General features: G+C 66.4%; 19 protein-coding genes. 9 read left to right on the plus strand and 10 right to left on the minus strand.

The window, feature by feature from the left end:
- Positions 1–11: 11 nt before the first annotated feature.
- On the minus strand, positions 12–1,541 hold the full coding sequence (gene glpK / locus P0Y50_04620) for a glycerol kinase GlpK (GenBank protein WEK40899.1): 1,530 nt from the start codon (positions 1,539–1,541) through the stop codon (positions 12–14).
- 56 nt (positions 1,542–1,597) lie between these two features.
- On the opposite strand from glpK, the gene P0Y50_04625 reads away from it, so the two are divergent.
- From P0Y50_04625 to P0Y50_04635, 3 genes are all read left to right on the plus strand, one after another.
- The gene (locus P0Y50_04625; protein WEK40900.1) at positions 1,598–2,578 is read left to right on the plus strand and encodes a threonine/serine dehydratase; all 981 of its coding nucleotides are present in this window, start codon (positions 1,598–1,600) and stop codon (positions 2,576–2,578) included.
- Between the two features lie 64 nt (positions 2,579–2,642).
- On the plus strand, positions 2,643–3,098 hold the full coding sequence (locus P0Y50_04630; GenBank protein WEK40901.1) for a MaoC family dehydratase: 456 nt from the start codon (positions 2,643–2,645) through the stop codon (positions 3,096–3,098).
- Positions 3,099–3,359: 261 nt separating this feature from the next.
- Complete coding sequence (locus P0Y50_04635; GenBank protein ID WEK41522.1) at positions 3,360–4,520, plus strand: outer membrane beta-barrel protein; 1,161 nt, start codon at positions 3,360–3,362, stop codon at positions 4,518–4,520.
- A gap of 113 nt (positions 4,521–4,633) precedes the next feature.
- Here P0Y50_04635 and P0Y50_04640 read toward each other — a convergent pair whose 3' ends face one another.
- Together P0Y50_04640 and P0Y50_04645 are read right to left on the minus strand one after the other, a co-directional pair.
- Positions 4,634–4,801, minus strand: coding sequence for a hypothetical protein (locus tag P0Y50_04640; GenBank protein ID WEK40902.1), 168 nt, complete (start codon positions 4,799–4,801; stop codon positions 4,634–4,636).
- 136 nt (positions 4,802–4,937) lie between these two features.
- The gene (locus P0Y50_04645; GenBank protein WEK40903.1) at positions 4,938–5,612 is read right to left on the minus strand and encodes an OmpA family protein; all 675 of its coding nucleotides are present in this window, start codon (positions 5,610–5,612) and stop codon (positions 4,938–4,940) included.
- Positions 5,613–5,838: 226 nt separating this feature from the next.
- On the opposite strand from P0Y50_04645, the gene P0Y50_04650 reads away from it, so the two are divergent.
- Positions 5,839–6,750, plus strand: coding sequence for a 2-oxoglutarate and iron-dependent oxygenase domain-containing protein (locus P0Y50_04650; GenBank protein WEK41523.1), 912 nt, complete (start codon positions 5,839–5,841; stop codon positions 6,748–6,750).
- A 4-nt stretch (positions 6,751–6,754) separates the two neighbouring features.
- Here the strand turns inward: P0Y50_04650 and P0Y50_04655 are convergent, their stop codons facing one another.
- The 5 genes from P0Y50_04655 to P0Y50_04675 all read right to left on the minus strand — a co-directional run bounded on the left by P0Y50_04655 (position 6,755) and on the right by P0Y50_04675 (position 11,987).
- A complete protein-coding gene (locus P0Y50_04655) occupies positions 6,755–8,686 on the minus strand; it encodes a ubiquitin-activating E1 FCCH domain-containing protein (GenBank protein WEK40904.1) in 1,932 nt (643 codons plus the stop codon).
- 138 nt (positions 8,687–8,824) lie between these two features.
- Positions 8,825–9,514: a monofunctional biosynthetic peptidoglycan transglycosylase gene (mtgA, locus tag P0Y50_04660; protein ID WEK40905.1), complete on the minus strand. Its 690-nt coding sequence runs from the start codon at positions 9,512–9,514 to the stop codon at positions 8,825–8,827.
- Positions 9,514–10,479, minus strand: coding sequence for a WD40 repeat domain-containing protein (locus tag P0Y50_04665; GenBank protein ID WEK41524.1), 966 nt, complete (start codon positions 10,477–10,479; stop codon positions 9,514–9,516). Before P0Y50_04665 ends, mtgA begins: the two co-directional genes overlap by 1 nt.
- 55 nt (positions 10,480–10,534) lie before the next feature.
- Positions 10,535–11,458 carry a pirin family protein gene (locus tag P0Y50_04670; GenBank protein ID WEK40906.1) on the minus strand — a complete coding sequence of 308 codons (924 nt, stop codon included), beginning with the start codon at positions 11,456–11,458 and terminating at the stop codon, positions 10,535–10,537.
- A 40-nt stretch (positions 11,459–11,498) separates the two neighbouring features.
- Positions 11,499–11,987 carry an Lrp/AsnC family transcriptional regulator gene (locus P0Y50_04675; protein ID WEK40907.1) on the minus strand — a complete coding sequence of 163 codons (489 nt, stop codon included), beginning with the start codon at positions 11,985–11,987 and terminating at the stop codon, positions 11,499–11,501.
- A 161-nt stretch (positions 11,988–12,148) separates the two neighbouring features.
- Here P0Y50_04675 and P0Y50_04680 point away from each other — a divergent pair, with 161 nt between their 5' ends.
- The 5 genes from P0Y50_04680 to lpdA all read left to right on the plus strand — a co-directional run bounded on the left by P0Y50_04680 (position 12,149) and on the right by lpdA (position 18,562).
- Entirely contained in the window at positions 12,149–13,384 is a 1,236-nt protein-coding gene (locus P0Y50_04680; GenBank protein ID WEK40908.1) for a thiamine pyrophosphate-dependent enzyme, read from the plus strand.
- A gap of 2 nt (positions 13,385–13,386) precedes the next feature.
- Positions 13,387–14,511: an alpha-ketoacid dehydrogenase subunit beta gene (locus P0Y50_04685; GenBank protein WEK40909.1), complete on the plus strand. Its 1,125-nt coding sequence runs from the start codon at positions 13,387–13,389 to the stop codon at positions 14,509–14,511.
- Between the two features lies 1 nt (position 14,512).
- The gene (locus tag P0Y50_04690) at positions 14,513–16,216 is read left to right on the plus strand and encodes a 2-oxo acid dehydrogenase subunit E2 (protein WEK40910.1); all 1,704 of its coding nucleotides are present in this window, start codon (positions 14,513–14,515) and stop codon (positions 16,214–16,216) included.
- 484 nt (positions 16,217–16,700) lie between these two features.
- Positions 16,701–17,168 (plus strand): hypothetical protein, encoded by a 468-nt coding sequence (locus tag P0Y50_04695; protein ID WEK40911.1) that lies wholly within the window; start codon positions 16,701–16,703, stop codon positions 17,166–17,168.
- Positions 17,165–18,562 (plus strand): dihydrolipoyl dehydrogenase, encoded by a 1,398-nt coding sequence (lpdA, locus tag P0Y50_04700; protein WEK40912.1) that lies wholly within the window; start codon positions 17,165–17,167, stop codon positions 18,560–18,562. The genes P0Y50_04695 and lpdA overlap by 4 nt, the downstream gene beginning before the upstream one ends.
- A 15-nt stretch (positions 18,563–18,577) precedes the next feature.
- On the opposite strand, the gene P0Y50_04705 is transcribed toward lpdA, so the two are convergent.
- Together P0Y50_04705 and P0Y50_04710 are read right to left on the minus strand one after the other, a co-directional pair.
- On the minus strand, positions 18,578–19,375 hold the full coding sequence (locus P0Y50_04705; protein ID WEK40913.1) for an SDR family oxidoreductase: 798 nt from the start codon (positions 19,373–19,375) through the stop codon (positions 18,578–18,580).
- A gap of 7 nt (positions 19,376–19,382) precedes the next feature.
- A complete protein-coding gene (locus tag P0Y50_04710) occupies positions 19,383–19,853 on the minus strand; it encodes an Rrf2 family transcriptional regulator (protein ID WEK40914.1) in 471 nt (156 codons plus the stop codon).
- Positions 19,854–19,915: the final 62 nt, after the last annotated feature.

Raw genomic sequence — 19,915 nt, forward strand, 5'->3', positions numbered from 1 at the left:
CGGTCCGGGTCTCAGGCCCGGTTCGGCGCGGCGATGATGGCGGCCTTCACCGCGCGACGCCAGCCGGAAAGCAGCCGTTCGCGCTCGGCCTGGCGCATGCGCGGGGTCCAGCGCGCCGGGGCCTCGGCCGGGCGGGCCTCCAGATCGGGGACCAGGCCGACGCCCAGGGCGGCCAGCCGGGCGGCACCCAGGGCGGTCATCTCCTGGAAGGCGGGCCGTTCCACCTCGACGTCGCAGATGTCGGCGACGAACTGCATGGCGAAACTGTTGGCGGTGACCCCGCCGTCCACCTTCAGCGTCTTCAGCGGCGGGGCGCCGTCCTCGGCCAGGGCGTCCAGCAGATCGCGCGTCTGATAGGCCAAGGACTCCAGCGCCGCACGGACGAAATGAGCCGGGCCGGAATCCCGCGTCAGGCCGATGATGGTCCCGCGCGCCTCCGGCTCCCACCACGGCGCGCCCAGGCCGGTGAAGCCCGGGACCAGATAAACGCCGCCGTTGTCGGGCAGGTCCTGCGCCATCGCCTCGGACTGACGCGATTGCGAGATCATGCCGACCCCGTCCCTCAACCACTGGATGGCCGACCCGGCCGAAAAGATGGAGCCCTCCAGCGCATAGGCGGTCCGGCCACCGGCCTGATAGCCCAGGGTGCCCAACAGGCGTCGGGTCGAGGCGACGGGCCAGTCGCCGACATTGGCGACCAGAAAGGCGCCTGTACCATAGGTGATCTTGGCGTCGCCCGGCGTCAGGGCGCCGTGACCAACCAGGGCCGCCTGCTGGTCGCCCGCCGATCCGGCGATGGGCAGGGGCCGGCCGAACAGGACCGGGTCGCTCTCTCCGATCACGCCTGCGCAGGGCACGATGTTCGGCAGGGCCGCGCGCGGCACGTCGAACAGGGCGCACAGGTCGTCGCGCCACTGGACCGTCTTCAGGTCCATCAGGGCGGTGCGCGCGGCGTTGGTGGCGTCGGTCGCATGGACCCGCCCGCCGGTCAGTTTCCAGATCAGCCAGGCGTCGATGGTTCCCAGTTTGACCTCGCCTCGCGCCGCTCGCTCGCGCCCGTCCGGGACGGCGTCCAGCAGCCAGGCGAACTTGGTCGCTGAAAAATAGGGGTCCAGGATCAGGCCGGTCGCCGTCTGCACCTTCGGCTCATGGCCTTCGGCTGTCAGGCGCGCGGTGACGTCGGCCGTGCGGCGGTCCTGCCAGACGATGGCGCGGTGCAGCGGCTCGCCCGACGTCGCATCCCAGACCACCGCCGTCTCGCGCTGGTTGGTGATGCCGATGGCGTCGAACCGGGCCACGCCGCCAGCCTTGCGAACCACCTCGCGGCAGGTCTGAAGCGTCGCGCTCCAGATTTCGGCGGCATCGTGCTCCACCCAGCCGGATCGCGGGAAATGCTGGGCCAGTTCGATCTGGCTGACCGCGACGGGACGCAGGTCGTCCGCCGCCCGGCCCGATCCGCCCTGTCCGGCTGGCCCGGCGATCTCGAAGGCGATCGCCCGCGTCGAGGTCGTGCCCTGGTCGATGGCGAGGATCAGGCTCATGGATTTTCTCCCTGCGGCGTCTTGGGCGGCGCCGACCTTGCGGTCTATGGGAGCATATGACCACGCACCGGCCCAGCTATGAAGGCGTTCTGGACGCCGCCCGCCAGATCGACGGCGTCGCCGTCCGTACGCCCTTGATCGAAAGCCCCGCCCTGAACGCCGCCGTCGGGGGGCGGGTGCTGATGAAGGCCGAGACCCTGCAACGCACCGGAGCTTTCAAGTTTCGCGGGGCGTACAATCGCATCAGCCGCCTGACGGCCGAGGAGAAGCGGCGCGGCGTAGTGGCCTTTTCTTCCGGCAACCACGCTCAGGGCGTCGCCGCCGCCGCCGCCCTGATCGGCGCGCCGGCCGTCATCGTCATGCCGTCGGACTCGCCCCAGGTGAAGGTCGATGGGGTGATCGCCTTCGGCGGCGAGGTGCGGATGTATGATCGCTGGACCGAGAACCGCCAGGCCATCGGCGCGGCCCTGGCCGCCGAGCGAGGCGCCGTTCTGGTTCCCCCCTTCGACGACCCCTTCATCATCGAGGGCCAGGGAACCGTAGCCCTTGAGGTTCTGGATCAGGCGGATGCCCCGTTGGATCAGTTGCTTTGCGGCGCGTCAGGCGGCGGGCTGATGGCCGGGATCAATCTGGTCATGGCCGAACGCAGCCCTGCGACCTCGGTCTTGGTGGTGGAGCCGGAGTCCTTCGACGACACCGCCCGGTCCCTGGCTGCAGGCGAACGGGTCGGGCATCCGCAAGGGGCGCCCTCGATCTGCGACGCCTTGATGGCGCCGACGCCGGGCGAACTGACCTGGCCGATCAACCGGCGGCTGGCCGGCGCCGTCGCCGTGTCGGACGCCGAGGTCGCCGAGGCGATGCGCTTCGCCTTCCGTCATCTGAAACTGGTGATCGAACCGGGCGGCGCAGTGTCTCTGGCGGCCCTTCTGACCGGCAAGGTTACGGCCAAAGGGCGTATGACCGCCATCATCCTGTCCGGCGCGAATGTCGATCCGGCGCTCTATGCCCAGATCATCGAAAGCCGGTTCACCGCCTGAGGGCTTTTCTTCGCCCCGACGGTGGGTCACCCTGCCGCAAAATCAAAAAGGGAGCGAGGACACGATGACGCAGGCCAAAGAACTCCAGGCGCTGATCGGCCAGGAGGTCGGGGTGTCGAAATGGTTCGAGGTCGATCAGGCCCGGATCAATGCTTTCGCCGATTGCACCGAGGACCACCAGTTCATCCACGTCGATCCCGAGGCCGCCAAGACGACCCCTTTCGGCGGAACCATCGCCCACGGCTTTCTGACGCTGAGCCTGGCCTCGGCCATGAGCTATGACGCGGTCGCACCGCTGGACGGGGCGGTGATGGGCGTCAACTACGGCTTCGACAAACTGCGGTTTCTGAACCCTGTGCGCGTCGGATCGCGCATTCGCGGCCGCTTCAAGCTGGTGTCCGCCGAGGATAAGGGCGGCGGCCGTTGGCTGCTGAAGCATGAGCTGACGGTCGAGATCGAAGGCGAAGACAACCCGGCCCTGTTCGCCGAATGGCTGGCGATGCAGATGATCGCCGCTTAACGCCAACCCTGTCGGTGGTCAGCTGCGCGTCAGAGTTGGGTCGGATTTCTGCTCTGGATTGTGACGATCCAGAGGCCGAAAGTTAACTTAGGGTCGACAATTTCGAAAATTTACCTGTAGCATCAACGCCACGGTGACCGCCCAAGCCTGAGCATTTGTCACCTTTTCGCCTCGACCTTCCAAGGCAAGGCTGTTATGTCCCGCCTTAGGCGGTAGACCCGCCCCCTATAAACAGAGGCGGAGGGATACCCCCTTATGCGTATGAAGACTTTCGTGCTGGCTTCCAGCGCAGCGGCCGCCCTGGCCCTGTCCGCCGGCGCCGCATCGGCGGAACCCAATGGTTGGTACGGCGCCATCGACGCCGGTTACCACATGATCGACGACATCAACGCCGAGTCGTCGACGACCGGCGCCAACTGGAACTATGAAGTGAACAACGGCTGGGCCGCCTTTGCGCGCCTGGGCTATCGCTTCAACCCCAACTGGCGCGTCGAGCTCGAAGGCGGCTACCGCTCGGGCGACATCGGCAAGGTCCGCGCCGTTTCCGGCACGCAAGGCCTGTGCAACCTGACCCCGGCGACGGGCGGTTGCTTCTCGCCGGAAGGCGACATCGAATCCGCCACCCTGATGGCCAACGTCATCTATGACTTCGGCTACGAAGCCTGGGGCATCCGTCCGTTCGTGGGTCTGGGCGCCGGTGTGAACCGCGTCAACGTCGACACCGTCGGCGCGCTGCGCGCCAACCGTCTGGCTGCGTTCGCCGCTGACGACAGCTCGACCAAGTTCGCCGCTCAGGCGATCGCCGGTCTGGCCTGGGCGATCAGCGACCGCGCCAACATCGACCTGACCTACCGCTATCTGACGGGCGACGCCTCGTGGGATTCGACCACGGCCGGCACCGGCGTGGGCGCCACGTCGTTCGGCACCTGGGATGGCGACTATGATCAGTCGCACACCGTGACCCTGGGTCTGCGCTACAGCTTCGGCGCTGAAGACGCGCCGCCGCCGCCGCCTCCCCCGCCCCCGCCCCCGCCGCCGCCGCCGCCGCCTCCGCCGCCTCCGCCGGCTCCGGTCGCTCAGACCCCGGTCGCTCGCCAGTTCGTGGTCTACTTCGACTGGGATCGCTCGGACCTGACGGCGGAAGCCCGTTCGGTGGTGACGCAGGCCGCCAACTACGCCAAGTCGGGTCGTCCGACGCGCGTCCTGATCGTCGGCTACACCGACACCTCGGGTTCGGCCGCCTATAACCTGGGTCTGTCCAACCGTCGTTCGCGCACCGTCGCGGACGCCCTGGTGGCTCAAGGCGTCAACGGCGGCGTGATCGCCCTGGACGGCAAGGGCGAGACCAACCTGGCCAAGCCCACCGCCGACGGCGTGCGTGAACCGCTCAACCGCCGCGCGACCATCGACATCAACTTCTAAGACCCAATGGAAAGCCGGTCTGGACACCAGACCGGCGGTCCAAAGGATCGATGAAGACGTCGACGATTTTGACGCCGCTTCCGCAAGGAGGCGGCGTTTCTGTTTGAACAGGATCAGTCCTGTGATCCGCCCTGCGAATGCGATGGCTGCAAGCTGTTCGGCCTTGGGTTCAGAGCGGCTTCGCCAAGGGCGATCACGACGGTCGCGGTCAGAATGGCGCAGACCACGGCGACACCGGCTAGCTTCAAGCCTTGTCCAAAGTCCCAATCGTCGGGCGTCACGACGTCGCTCCTGTGCAGACACCGTCTGGGCTAACCTTGATGTCCGAATCTATGCAAGCGTAGGCGAGGGGCCGAACTGCAAAAAGGGCGACGTCTCGCGACGCCGCCCTTAGGTCTTGCTAAAATCAGGTCTGGATTAGCCGGTGAACGGACGGATCAGGATCTCCACACGGCGGTTCATCGCCTTGCCTTCAACCGTGGCGTTAGACGCCACCGGATTGCGCGAACTGTTGCCGGCGACATAGAGGCGCTGGGCCAGGACCCCGTTGCGGACCAGTTCGGAGGCGACGCTGCTGGCGCGACGTTCGGACAGGGGTTGGTTGATCGCGTCGCCGCCCGAAGAATCGGTGTGGCCGATCACGTCGACGGTCGACTGATCATATTGCTGCAGCACGCGGGCCACATCCTGCAGGACCGGAAGGAAGCGCGGGTCGATGGACGACTGGTTGGTGGCGAAGGTCACATCGGACGGCATCCGCAGGACCAGGGTGTCGCCCTGACGCGCCACGCCGACGCCCGAGCCGGACAGTTGGGATTCCATCGCGCGTTGCTGGCGATCCATATACTGGCCCACGGCCGCGCCGCCGAGCGCGCCGACGCCGGCGCCGATCAGGGCGTTCTTTCGACCCTGTTCGCCGTTAGAGGTGTTGGTCAGATAGCCCAGCAGGGCGCCGCCCAGGGCGCCGGCGATCGCTCCCGTGCCAGTGTTGTTGCGAACTGGGCCGGATTGATACGGATCGGTGGTGGTGCAGGCGCCGGCGCCCAGCAGGGCGGCGATCGAGACGCTGGTGACGATGAACTTGGCGCGCATGAAAAGGTCCTCTTCGTATTTGCGATCTGGCGCGGAAACGAACGCTTACTGTGAAGGTTCCAACCTGTATGCCGCATGAACGGGCTTGCCCACCCCGGTCGAGCGAACTGACAATCGCACGGATTAGGGGTAAGGGAAGCGCCCACCCTCCCCTGACCGAAGGACGAACCCCGTGAGCGCGACCCAAGACAACCGCCCGCAGGACCGCACCATCACGCCGGTTTCGATGAAACAGCATGACGCCGATTTCCAGGCGTTCAGTGACGCCCTTGGCGCCTCCTTCTCACGGTTCGGCTTTGCGGTGGTGGCTGACCATGGCCTGGACGAGGCCCGCATCGCCGCCGCCGTCGACGACGCCAAGGCCTTCTTCGCCCTGCCGGAGGAGACCAAGCGCCAGTATCACCAGCCCGGAACGGGCGGGGCGCGGGGTCTGACGCCGTTCGGGGTCGAGGCGGCCAAGGACGCCAAGACGGTGGACCTGAAGGAGTTCTGGCACGTCGGACGCGAGTTGCCGGAGGGTCATCCCTACCGCCGCTACATGCGTGACAATGTCTGGCCGACCGAGATCGAGGGCTTCCGCGACCATCTGTACGGCATGTTCGAGGACCTGGACGCTCTGGGCGCCAAGATTCTGCGCGCCATCGCCCGCTATCTGAAGCTGGGCGACGACTTCTTCGCCGACAAGGTCGAGATGGGCAACAGCGTGCTGCGGATGCTGCACTATCCGCCCGTGCCGGCCGATGCCCCCGGCGTGCGGGCCGGCGCGCATGAGGACATCAATGTCATCACCCTGCTGCTGGGCGCCGAAGAGGCCGGGCTGCAGCTGAAGGAGAAGGACGGCAGCTGGCTGGACATCGCGCCGCCCCCCGGCGCGCTCGTCGTCAATATCGGCGACATGCTGCAGCGGCTGACGAACCACGTCCTGCCGTCGACGACGCATCGGGTGGTCAATCCGGCAGCGGAACGGCGCGGCTTCGCCCGCTATTCCACGCCCTTCTTCCTGCACTTCAACCCGGACTTCCCGATCGAGACCCTGCCCAGCGCCATCACGCCGGACAATCCCGACCGCTATGCCGGCAAGACCATCCTGGCCGAGGACTATCTGACCGAACGGCTGCGCGAGATCCGCCTGCTCTGACGGATCAGCGCGAGATCCTGAGCCGGGTGATGTCGCGGCCGATTTCTTGGAAGTCGCTGGACAGGTCCGCCCCCGATTGCGGCAGGAAGGCTTTCTTTTTGTCGGTGGCGCAACTGCTCAGAATGCGCGCCGCATCGCTGCCCTGATTGATCGAGAAGCCGACGGTATAGACGATCACGCCCTGGCCCTTGATGCCGTCGCACAGCTTGGCGGCCTGGCCGAACGGGTCGCCGTTGGTCGCGTCGCAGGCGATCTTGTCGTAATAATTGCCCGAACCCGACCCGGCGTCACGCGCGATGACGCCGCCGCAATAGGGGGTGTTGAACTCCCCATCGGTCATCAGGACCACCGCCTTCAGCACCTTGGTCGGCTCATAGCCGGCCGCCTTGTTCGACGGCCACAGCCGGTTGAACTGATCGGAGATCGTATACCAGCCCCAGGCCAACCCGATCTGACCCGCCGTCGATCCCGTCACCGACAGGCCGTTCACCAGATTGGTCAGGGTGTCGATATTGGAGGTGAGAGGCTGGATCGTGGCCGATGGGCAGGGGTTGCCCTGGGATTGAACAGGCGAATATCGTTTTGGCGCCGGATAGTTGCGCCCAACATAGGTTCCCGAACCCGGGGCGGCGTCCGTATAGGCGGCCGATCCCGTCCGCTCGCTGACACAGGTCGTCGTATCGAACGCGGTCAGGCGATTATACTGCGCGTCGCGGAAGATGCGGGTGGCGCAGCCGTCTCGACCGCATTGCACCGATCCGCCCCCGGAATAGTCGGCAAAGGCCGCGCCGCCCACGGGCAGGACGAAAGTGTCGGCGCTGGGCCGCTCATAGACCTCGTAGAGGCCGTTATTCGTATTGTTCAGCGCCGTCATGCCCCTGACGTCGGAGATGTCCACACCCTCGCCTTCGGACAAGCCGTGATTGCGCGAGGTGAGGGTCACGTAACAGTCGGATCGCGTGCATTTGCGAATCTGACCGCCGTAGCTGTAGCTGCTGTAGCCGCTGTTGGTGTTCAATGTGTACCAGCCGCCGCCGGATTGATATTGCAGCGAGACGTGGTTGGCGTCGATCCGCACCACCCGATAGACGCGATCGTTGATCTGGGTCATGCCGCTGACGCCGCTGATCCAGACATAGTCGTTGGTCGCCAGACTGTGCCCGTTGGCGGTGACGACGCCGGGCGCGGCGCGGGTTATGCCGCTGATCGATTTGGCTGCCGCCGCCGCCCATGAAGCGTCCGTGATCGCGGTGTGGGTGATCGGCGCGCCTCTGGCCCCGTCGGCCCAGGACCCCAGATTGACCCCGATGGAATAGGGAACGATGGCCATCCGAGAATAGTACGGCGTCTGCTTGTCCGCAGGCTGAACCACCAGTTTGATCAACTGATTGGCCGCGTTCTTCAGGTCGCGGATGCGGTTTCCGCCCATAGATCCGGTGATGTCCAGCACCAAGGACACCTCGATGTCCTTGGACGAGCGATTGACCTCGGAATGGACGTTGACCGGCAGGGTGTCGTCCATCAGCTTGCCGTAAGGCGGCAGGACGATGTTGGCCACCAGGGTCTTCACCTGCACCTGCATGTCCGCCACGACCACCCGGTCCTCGGTCAGCACGATCTTGACGTCGCTGTCGGCGATGGGCGCGATGGACGCGTTGCGCAGATTGGCCTTCAACGCGACCAGGGCGACCGTCTTAAGGTCGTTGGGGTCCGTGTAGGAGGATCGGGCCGCCGCCAGCGTCGCAGCGTCCAGCGCATCCTGGACCCGCGCCTTGACCGTGGTGATCCGGCTCAGGTCGATACCGCCCAGGGTGATCATGACCAGGGCGGGCATGATCAGGGCGAAGATCATCACGACATTGCCGCCGCGATCCGAAGCCAGGCGCGACGCCAGGCCGCGAAGCCCTTTGTCGATCAGTTTGAAAACGTTCGCCAAGATCATCCCCGTCGGCGCGAACGTCCCTCTGGCCGCCCTATCAACCAACAGTCTGGCGCCGGGCGGTTAAGAGAAGGCTGAAGGAGAAGGGTTAACCTCTTTCGTCATCAGGCGGCGCATCGTCCGCATGAAGGCGCTTCATCCGACCACGCACGTGTTCAGGCCTTGAGCCCGAACCGCCCCCATCGCCGCCTGAACGCGCGAGGTCCGACGCCGCACATAGGGACCGGGATCGGCCGCTTCATAGCGGCGCGGGGTCGGCAGGATGGCGGCCAGGCGCGCCGCCTCGCGCGGGCTCAGGTCCGCCGCATCCTTGCCGAACCAGTGTCGCGACGCGGCCTGGGCGCCATAGACGCCGGGGGCCCATTCCACCACGTTCAGATAGACTTCCATGATCCGCCGCTTGGACCACACCGTCTCGATCAGCACGGTGTAGCCCGCTTCCAGCCCCTTGCGGACCCAGTCGCGGCCGGGCCACAGGAAGACGTTCTTGGCCGTCTGCTGGCTGATGGTCGAACCGCCGCGGATGCGCCCGCCCTCGGCGTTGTGGTCCAGCGCCTTCTGGATGGCGTCCATGTCGAAGCCGTTGTGGCTGCAGAACCGGGCGTCCTCGGCGGCGATGGCGGCGTTGACCAGATTGGGCGAGATGCGGTTCAGCCCGCGCCACTGATAGTCCAGCCCCTCGCCCCGCACGGCCTGGCGCAGCATCAGCAGGGTCGGCGGCGGCGGAACGACCGCCACGACCAGGACGCTGGCGATCGGGAACAGCACCAGGATCGCCAGCACGATCAGAAGGACCCGACGCCCCCGCTTGCGCCCCTTGGCCATCAGAGGACGATTACACCGGCATGGCCGTCCTCGTCGGCCCAGGCGACCTTGTCGACGGCGGGGCTCAACGACAGGGCGACGATCGCCGATCCCTTCTCGGCCTTGACGAAGTTCAGGCCCTGCGCCGCCGGATGCGCGACCCAGACCCGACCGTCCATCAGTCCGGCGGCCAGCAGCCCCTGGTCGGCGCGGGCCGAGACCAGATTGACCAGGGTGGTGTCATCATAGCCGATCTCGGTCGCCTCGCGCCCCATCGGACCGTTCGACCCGACGAAGGGCCACAGCACCGTGCCCTGCGCGCCCGAGGTGGCCATCAACTGACCATTGGCCAGGAAGGCCATCGACCGCACCTTGCCCGGATAGCCGCCCATCCGCAGGTTCTTGGCGTCCTTGATGCGCCAGCCGTGCATCTGGTTGTCCTGCATCGTCGTGACGACGAAGGCGCCGTCGGGCGAAAAGGCGACGCCGGTGTGCGACCCGGCCCAGGCCAGTTTCACGGGTTGCTGCTTCTCGATCCGCGCATACCACAGCGCCGCCCCGCCATAGGTCGAGGTCGCGATGCGCCGACCCTTGGGCTCGAAGGCGACGCCCGAGACGGTGCGCTCGTGCTGGAAGTCGCGGCGGAAACCCACGTCGTTGGGATCGATCACCGACAGGGTGCGGCCGAAGGAAAAGGCGATCAGGCCCGAGGCGGCCGAGGCGTCGATGGCGTCGATCCACTGGTTTCTGGCCGTGGCCAGGACGACCGCTTCCTCGTCGCGGCGCGTCCAGACCACCCGGCCGTCGTCGCCGCCGGTGACGACGCCGTCGCCTGACGGATGGACGCAGGCGCACAGCACGGCCCCGTCATGGGCCTCGACACGGGTGCGGTCCTCGAACCGGATGGAGCCGTCGCCGAGGGCGAAGACGGCGCCGGTGTTGTTGAACAGGGCGGCGGTGACCTGGGCGTCGAAATCGAAGTTCATAGGCCGCATGTAGCGATCCGGCCTCGCCGCGTCACCTTCTGCGTGATCTCGTGATCTAGACCGGGTCGGTCGGCTTGGGCGCCGCCTGGGCCTTGGCGGGTTCGTCGGGCAGGGGGATGAACTCCAGATCGTCCGCGTCGGGCAGTTTCATCCGCCCGGCCTTCCAGTCGGCCTTGGCCTGATCGATGCGGGCCTGGCTGGAGGCGACGAAGTTCCACCAGATCAGCCGCTCGCCCACCGGCTCCCCGCCCAGCACCATGACCGTCGCCTGGGTCAGGGCCTTGACGGTCGGCTCCGTGCTGGGCGACAGCACGACCATCTGGCCTTCGTGGAAGGTGCGGTCCCCGACCTCGATGGACCCCCTGGCGACATAGAGGGCGCGCTCGCTCATGCCGCCTGAGCCCTTGGCGGCGGGCGGCGCGGTGCGCACGCCGGGCTGAAGCTCCCAATGGATGTAGAACAGCGGCGAGGACACCGGCGCCTCGGCCTTGGCGCCATAGGCTTCGCCCGCCACCAGACGCGCGAACAGGCCGCCGTTCTCATAGGCGGGCTGGGCGTCCTCGCCCAGGTGAACGAAGGACGGATCGATCTCCTCGGCCTCGGCGGGCAGGGCGACCCAGGCCTGCATCCCGTGCATCGGACCGCCCCGGCTCTTGGTCAGCGGATCGGTGCGTTCGGAATGGACGATGCCCTTGCCGGCCGTCATCCAGTTGACCTCGCCCGGCCGGATCGCCTGATCATAGCCCAGATTGTCGTGGTGCATTATCTGACCTTCGAACAGATAGGTCAGGGTCGACAGGCCGATATGAGGGTGCGGGCGCACGTCGATGGCGGTCGCGCCGGCTGCGAACTCGGCCGGTCCCATCTGGTCCAGGAAGATGAAGGGCCCGACCATCCGGCGCGCATGGAAGGGCAGGACGCGCCCGACCTCGAACCCGCCCAGGTCCTTGCGGCGCGCGTCGATCACCAGTTCGATCATGTGTCGGCTCCCACGGCGATCGACGCCGTCCCGAGAGACCTTATCCGACGTGAGGCGTGATGATGCCAAGGGGCAGGGCGGTCACATTCTTCACGCCCCGCGTGACGATGTGGCTTTCGCAGTCCGACACGATGCCCAGCGCCAGCAGCTTCTCGCGCAGGAACAGGTCGAAGGCGTGCATGTCCGAGGTGATGATGCGCAGCACATAGTCCTCGCGCCCGGTGATGGTGGCGCACTGCACCACCTCGGGCCATTTGGCCACGGCGGCCTCGAAGACGTTCAGATTGTCCGACGATGGCAACATCAGTTTGACGATGGCGTACACCTCGAAGTCCAGGCCCAGCAGCTTGGCGTTCAGCAGGGTGACGCGTTTGGTGATCAGGCCGGAATCCTCCAGCCGCTTGATCCGCCGCCAGCAGGGCGAGGCCGACAATCCGACGCGATCCGCCACCTCGGCGACCGACAGCCCGGCGTCTTGTTGCAGGATATCCAGGATACGGGCGTCGATAGGATCGAGTTCGTCCGCCAAGGCGTTTCTCCGATTATGATTATGGCGAAATAAAATACCCGAAATCGGGATTTAGCAAGGTCAATTTGAGCGAGCGCCTGCTTAGGGACCGTGTTATCAAACGTCCAGAGGAAACACGGACGGACCCCCGAACGGACATGGACGCCCGCATGAACGACAAAATGAACAAAAAGAACAGCCAGCCCCTATCGCTGCGCGTGCCGGAACCCTCCGGCCGTCCCGGCGACGCCCCCGATTTCAGCCATCTGCAGATGGACCCCGCCGGCGCGGTGGAGCGGCCCGAGGTCGGCTCCACGCCTTACGCCATGCGCGATCTGGCCTTCCGCCTGATCCGCGTGCTGGACGACGCGGGCCAGGCCGTCGGGCCGTGGAACCCGCGCCTTGATCCTGAGACACTGCGTCGCGGCCTGAAGGCCATGATCCTGACCCGCGCCTTCGACGACCGGATGCACCGCGCCCACCGCCAGGGCAAGACCAGCTTCTATATGAAGTGCACTGGCGAAGAGGCCATCGCGGTGGCGCAGGGCATGTTGCTGAGCCGCGAGGACATGGGCTTTCCCACCTATCGCCAGCAGGGACTTCTGATCGCGCGCGGCTATCCGCTGGTCGAGATGATGAACCAGATCTATTCGAACGCGGCGGACCCGATCAAAGGCCGCCAGCTGCCGATCATGTATTCGTCCAAGGACTACGGCTTCTTCACCATCTCGGGCAATCTGGGCACCCAGGTTCCTCAGGCCGTCGGCTGGGCCATGGCCAGCGCCTACAAGGGCGACGACAAGATCGCCATCAGCTGGATCGGCGACGGCGCCACGGCCGAAGGCGATTTCCACAACGCCCTGACCTTCGCCAGCGTCTATCGCGCCCCGGTGATCCTGAACGTGGTCAACAACCAGTGGGCCATTTCGTCCTTCATGGGCATAGCGGGCGGTCTTGAGACCACCTTCGCCTCCAAGGCTATCGGCTATGGCCTGCCGGCCCTGCGGGTCGATGGCAACGACTTCCTGGCCGTCTGGGCCGCGACCCAGTGGGCCGAGGAACGCGCGCGGTCCAACCAGGGCGCGACGGTGATCGAGCTGTTCACCTATCGCGGCGCCCCGCACTCCACCTCCGACGACCCCAGCCGCTATCGCCCCGGCGACGAGCAAGACAAATGGCCGCTGGGCGATCCGCTGGAACGGCTGCGCCAGCACCTGACCGTCATCGGCGAATGGGACGACGAGCGTCACACGGCCGCCCTGAAGGACGCCGTCGAACAGGTCCGCGCCGCTGGCAAGGAATCCGAGGCGATCGGCACCCTAGGCCAGTCGCGCCCCAGCGTGAAGACCATGTTCGAAGAGGTCTATGCGACCGAGGACTGGCGCCTGATCGAACAACGTCGCGAGGTGGGGGTCTGACCATGGCTGAGCAAATCCCCTTCACCGAGGCCGATCGCAACGACGGCATCGAACCCGACATGGTCGATCAGAACGCCGCCCCGGCCTCCCAAACGACAGGTTCCGGCGTCCAGCCGATGAACATGATCCAGGCCCTGAACTCGGCCATCGACGTCAAGATGGCCGAGGACGCCAACGTCCTGTCGTTCGGTGAGGACGCGGGCTATTTCGGCGGCGTCTTCCGCGTCACCGACAAGCTGCAGCAGAAGCACGGCCTGACCCGCAGCTTCGACGCCCCGATCAGCGAGTGCGGCATCGTCGCCGCCGCCATCGGCATGGGCGCCTATGGCCTGCGCCCGGTCGTGGAGATCCAGTTCGCCGACTACATCTATCCGGCCTATGACCAGATCGTCTCCGAAGCGGCCAAGATGCGCTACCGCTCGGGCGGTCAGTTCACTGCGCCCATCACGATCCGCAGCCCTTATGGCGGCGGCATCTTCGGCGGCCAGACGCACAGCCAGTCGCCGGAAAGCCTGTTCACCCATATCGCGGGTCTGAAGGTCGTCATTCCGTCCAACCCCTATGACGCCAAAGGTCTGTTGACCGCCGCCATCGAAGACGACGATCCGGTCGTCTTCTTCGAGCCGAAACGCCTCTACAACGGGCCGTTCGACGGCTGGCACGAGAAGCCGGTCTCGCCGTGGAAGGCTCAGGACCTGGCCCAGGTTCCGACCGGCAAATATGTCGAGCCCATCGGCAAGGCACGGGTGATGCGCGAGGGGAACGACCTCACCATCCTGGCCTATGGCACCATGGTCTGGGTCGCCCTGGCGGGCGCCGAACACGCGGGCGTGGACGCCGAGGTCATCGACCTGCGCACCCTGGTCCCGCTGGATATCGAGACCATCGAGGCCTCGGTCAAGAAGACCGGCCGCTGCGTCATCGTGCACGAGGCCCCGAAAACCTCGGGCTTCGGCGGCGAGCTGTCGGCCCTGGTGCAGGAACGCTGCTTCTATCACCTGGAGGCGCCCATCGCGCGCGTGACCGGCTGGGACACCCCCTATCCGCACGCTTTCGAATGGGAATATTTCCCCGGACCGCAGCGCGTGGCCGACGCCCTGAAAGCCGTCATATCGGGAGGCCGCTGAGATGGGTCGTTTCGTCTTCAAACTGCCCGACGTGGGCGAAGGCACCGCCGAGGCCGAACTGGTCGCCTGGCACGTCAAGGTCGGCGATATCGTCGCCGAGGATCAGATCGTCGCCGACGTCATGACCGACAAGGCCACGGTGGAAATCACCGCCCCCGTCTCGGGCAAGGTCGTCACCGTCCACGGCGAACCCGGCCAGATGATCCCGGTGCGCGGCCCACTGGTCGAGTTCGAGGTCGAGGGGGCAGGAAATGCGGAGGAGAGCCCCTCCGTCTCTCCGCTTCGCTCCGAGCCACCTCCCCCCGCTTCGCGCGGGGAGGAGATGACTGTCGCCGCATCGTCTCCTCCCCGTGCCAATGGGGAGGGGGACCGCGAAGCGGTGGAGGGGTTCTCCGACGCCGCACCGACATCGGGCAACTACGTCTTCAAACTGCCGGACGTCGGCGAAGGCACCGCTGAGGCCGAACTGGTCGCGTGGCGCGTCAAGGTCGGGGATGCGGTCGAGGAAGACCAGATTCTGGCCGAGGTCATGACCGACAAGGCCACCGTCGAGATCACCTCGCCGGTCGCCGGAACCGTCGTCGTCCTGCACAGCCAGGTGGGTCAGCAGGCGCCCGTCGGCGGCCCGCTGGTGTCGTTCAAGGTCGAGGGCAAGGGCAATGTCTCGATGCCCGCGCCGGTTTCCTCCCCCTCCTCCGCCGGGGGAGGATCGACGCCCGCGTCCGCACCCAAATCTCCGACCATCGGGGCGAGCGACGGCAAGGCCGGCGAGGGGGGCAAGCCCGTCCCCGCCCTGACCGGCCGCACCGCCGGCGAACGCCCGCTGGCCTCGCCCGCCGTGCGTAACCGCGCGCGCGATCTGGGCGTGGACCTGACCTTCGTGCCCGGCTTCGGCCCGGCGGGACGCATCACCCACGAGGATCTGGACGGCTTCATCGCGCGGGGCGGATCGGTGCCCGCCTCCGCCCCCGCAACAGGCGGCTCGACCTACGCCAGGGCGGAAGGGACCACCGAGGTCCGCATCATCGGCCTGCGTCGCAAGATCGCGGAGAAGATGGCCGAGAGCGTGCGCCGCATTCCGCACATCACCTATGTCGAGGAAATCGACATGACGGCGGTGGAAGAGCTGCGCGCTCATCTGAACGCGACGAAGCAAAAGGACCAGCCCAAGCTGAACGTCCTGCCCTTCATCGCCCGCGCCATCGTGGTCGCCCTGCGCGATCAGCCGCAGATCAACGCCACCTATGACGACGAGGCGGGCGTCCTGACCCAGCATGCCCCGGTCCACCTGGGCATCGCCGCCCAGACGCCGAACGGCCTGATGGTGCCGGTGGTCCGCCACGCCGAGGCGCGCGACCCCTATGACACGGCGCTGGAGATCGCCCGCGTCTCGGGCGCGGCCAAGGACGGGACGGCCAAACGCGAGGAGCTGTCGGGTTCGACCATCACCATCACCTCGCTGGGCACGCTGGGCGGGGTGGTCCACACCCCGATTATCAACCACCCCGAGGTCGCCATCGTCGGTCCCAACAAGATCGCCGAACGGGTCGTGGTCAAGGACGGTCAGATGGTCGTCCGCAAGATGATGAACCTGTCCTCCAGCTTCGACCACCGTATCGTCGACGGCCACGACGCCGCTGTTTTCGTGCAGCGGATCAAGGGGCTTCTGGAAAACCCGGCGACGCTGTGGATGGGGTTAAAGTGAAGAAAGTTGGGCTGATCGTCAGCGCTATGGTTTGGGCAATCGCATCGCCTAGCTTGGCCTGTACGATCATGTTGGACTCGCCGCGCCCAGGCGAAACACTTGAACAAACCGTGTTCCGCCAAGACCGCGAAGCTCAAGTCGCGAGCTGGAATCAGGCCGACAGTGTCTTTCTGGCTCGCGTCGCAAAGACGACAAAGGTCGCCAACGGCGGTGTTCGCTACACGTTTGCGGCTATCGCTCCCGTACATGGCGCCGCTCCCCCTCGACGCCTGTCGGGTATTTGGTATGGCGATGGTTGTCATGGTCGCGAATGGACCATGGGCGAGGTTGCCGTCGTCTATGCCAATCGGATTGGTTTGCGCGAAGATTGGTCCCATTGGGGCCAGTGGCACGAGGTCGTCGCGGTTCCGCCCTCCGCCATTCGGGACCCGCGAGTCGCGCCAGCACTGCGCGCGTCTGCACATAGACTGAGGGTGTCGAGACAATGATCCAGATCCTCAGAGCCAAAACCCTATGTGTCGGCGCCAGCCTCGGCATTCTGGTGGCTATCAGCGTCTTCGCATCATCGGCTCAGGCCTGTATTCCTGAGCCGCCGCCGCACTGGCCGTCCCTTTTGCGCGCCGATGGTTCAGCCCTGTTCATCGGACGGGTGACGACGGTGGAGCGTTTACCGGAGCTGAGCCGAACGCCGACCATTGAGATCATACAGTCCAGGGCGACCATCGCGCGGCTGGAGACGCTTCAGGGCGCGCCGCAGGAATCCTATGCGCTGATGGCGGCGGAAAGTGCCCGTCGGTTGGACGCCTATGAGGGCATGATCTGCGTCGATTTCCAGCGCGTGAAACCCGGCGACATCGTACTGGCCATGGAGACCGGGACCGGCGCGGTCCGCGTTTTCGAGCCTCAGCAAGTTCCTCCGCAGTTCAGCTCCCGCCTTGAGGCCTATCGTTGACCCAGACCCTGAAAACCAAAGTCCTAATCATCGGCGCGGGCACCGGCGGCTACGTAGCTGGCATCAGATGCGGCCAGCTTGGCCTCGACACCATGCTGGTTGACGGCGGCGACGGTCTCGGCGGGACGTGCCTGAACGTCGGCTGTATTCCGTCCAAGGCGATCATCCATGCGGCGGGCAAGTTCGAGACGGTGGCCAAGGCGGCTAGCGGCGGGACGCTGGGCATCACGGCGGCGGCGCCCGCCATCGACCTGAAACAGACGGTCGAGTGGAAGGAGGGCATCGTCAAGAAGCTGAATGGCGGGGTTGCGGCCTTGCTGAAGAAGGCCAGGGTCAAGGTCATCAAGGGGTGGGCGAACTTCGAGGACGCCAAGACCTGCGTGGTGAAAACCGACGATGGCGAGGTGAAGATCACCGCCGATCACGTCATCCTGGCCACGGGGTCCGAGCCCGTCGAGCTGCCCTTCCTGCCGTTCGGCGGGGACGTCATCTCCTCGACCGAGGCGCTGAGCCTGTCCGAGGTCCCCAAGAAGTTAGTCGTCGTCGGCGGCGGCTATATCGGGCTGGAGCTGGGCATCGCCTTCAGGAAGCTGGGCGCCAAGGTGGCCATCGTCGAAATGGCCGAGCGCATCCTGCCCCTCTATGACAAAGCCCTGACCGATCCGGTGGCGAAATGGCTGGAGAAGCATGGCGTCGAACTTCACCTCGGCGCGCGCGCGGGCGGCTTCGGGGACGGCAGGCTGAACGTCACGACCAAGGATGGGGCGCCAATGCAGCTGGAGGCCGACAAGGTGCTGGTCACCGTGGGCCGTCGTCCGCGCACGAAAGGCTGGGGCCTGGAGACCATGGGCGTGGCCATGGCCGGGCCGTTCGTGAAGATCGACCAGCGCTGCGCCACCTCGATGAAGAACGTCTGGGCCGTCGGTGACCTGACCGGCGAACCGATGCTGGCGCACAAGGGCTCGGCCCAGGGCGAGGTGGTCGCGGAAATCATCGCTGGTCATGACCGGGTGTTCGATCCGGTCGCCATCGCCGCCGTCTGTTTCACCGAGCCGGAGATCGTTTCGGCGGGCCTGGGTCCGAACGATGTCGAGGGCCGCGACGACGTGATCCAGTCGGTCTTCCCCTTCGCCGCCATCGGCCGGGCGCTGGCCATCGAGGCGGGCGAGGACGGCGGCTTCGTGCGGGTGATCGCGTCGAAGGCTGATCACCGCATCCTGGGCGTCCAGGCGGTGGGGCAGCATGTGTCGGAACTGTCGAACAGCTTCGCCCAGGTGCTGGAAATGGGCGCGGTGCTGGAGGATGTGGCCGGGACCATCCATGTCCACCCGACCCTGGGCGAGGCCTTCCACGAAGCGTCCCTGCGCGCCCTGGGTCACGCCATCCACATCTGACCCTGTGGAGCGGCCTTACAGTCGCTCCAGCCGCTTGGCGTGGTTGGCCACCATCCGCAGCGCCAGGCTGTCGGGCAGGAACCGCGCCAGGCCCGCCATGACATTGTTCATGACGCCGGGCGTGACGCTGGGGCGGTTGGCTTCACAGGCGTCGACGCCGATCCGGGCGACGCGGGCGGCGTCCATCCACATCCACGGCGGATAGGCGCTGGAGACCTGATCGCGCGATCCGTTGACGTCGTGGAACTCCGTCAGGGTGTAGCCGGGGTTCAGGACCGTGACGTGGACACCCGTCCCCAGCGTCTCCAGATGCAGTCCTTGAGAGGCCTTGATCAGGAAGCTCTTGATCGGCCCGTACAGGGTGTCGCCGCCGGTCGCGGGCATCTGACCAGCCAGAGACGCCACGTTCAGCACCCGCCCGAAGCAGCGCTGGATCATGCCGGGCAGCAACAGGCGCGACAGCTCAATCGGCGCGGTCAGCATGACCTGGATCATGGCCCGGTGGGCGTCGAGGTTTGTGTCCAGAAAGCCCGTCACCCGGCTGAAACCCGCATTATTGACCAAACCATCGACGGTCAGGCCGCGCGCGGCGATGGATGCCACCAGCCGCTCGGGCACCGTCGGATCGCTCAGATCCTCAGGGATCACGGTCGCGGCGACGCCGTGGGCGGTCATCAGTTCGTCGGCCAGCGCCTGCAACGGACCCTCGCGGCGCGCCGTCAGGATCAGATCCCAGCCCCTGGCCGCATAGATCCGCGCCAGGGCCGCGCCGATGCCGGCAGAGGCGCCGGTGATCAGGACGGTTCGGCGCATACGAGGCTCAGGCCGCGACGGGGCAGGATTTGTGCGGCGCATAGGCCGCCAGGGACGTCGGGTTTTCGGCCAGCAGATCGGCGATGGTGATCTTGGACAGGGCCTCGGTCGCGGCCTCGTCGGCGGCGGTCAGGGCCTTGGCGACCTGGCGTGGAATATGTTCGCTGATGGGGCATCCCTTGGCCCCGGCGGGCGGCGAGCCGATGTGGGCGCACCCGTTCACCGCCTTCAACACCTCGTCCAGGCGGATGTCCTCGGGTTGACGCAACAGCCAGGAGCCGCCGGTGGCGCCCGGCCGGGTGGCGATCAACCCGGCCTTGGCCAACAGGGCGGTCACGCGACGCACCACGACGGGGTTGGTCGGGATGGACGAGGCCAGGACGCCGCTGGGGGCGGCCTGCGCAGGCCCATAGGCGCCCTTGTGGGCCATATAGGCCAAGGCGTGGGCGGCGACGGGGAAGCGCTGGCTGTCTGACATGATTTTGTTCCTGAGGTGAAAATAGGCGCTGAAGCGCCGAATCACAAATCCGTGGCGGAACG

Origin of the sequence: Candidatus Brevundimonas colombiensis (genome assembly GCA_029202665.1) — a bacterium.
In the GTDB taxonomy this organism is placed as follows: Bacteria; Pseudomonadota; Alphaproteobacteria; order Caulobacterales; family Caulobacteraceae; genus Brevundimonas; species Brevundimonas colombiensis.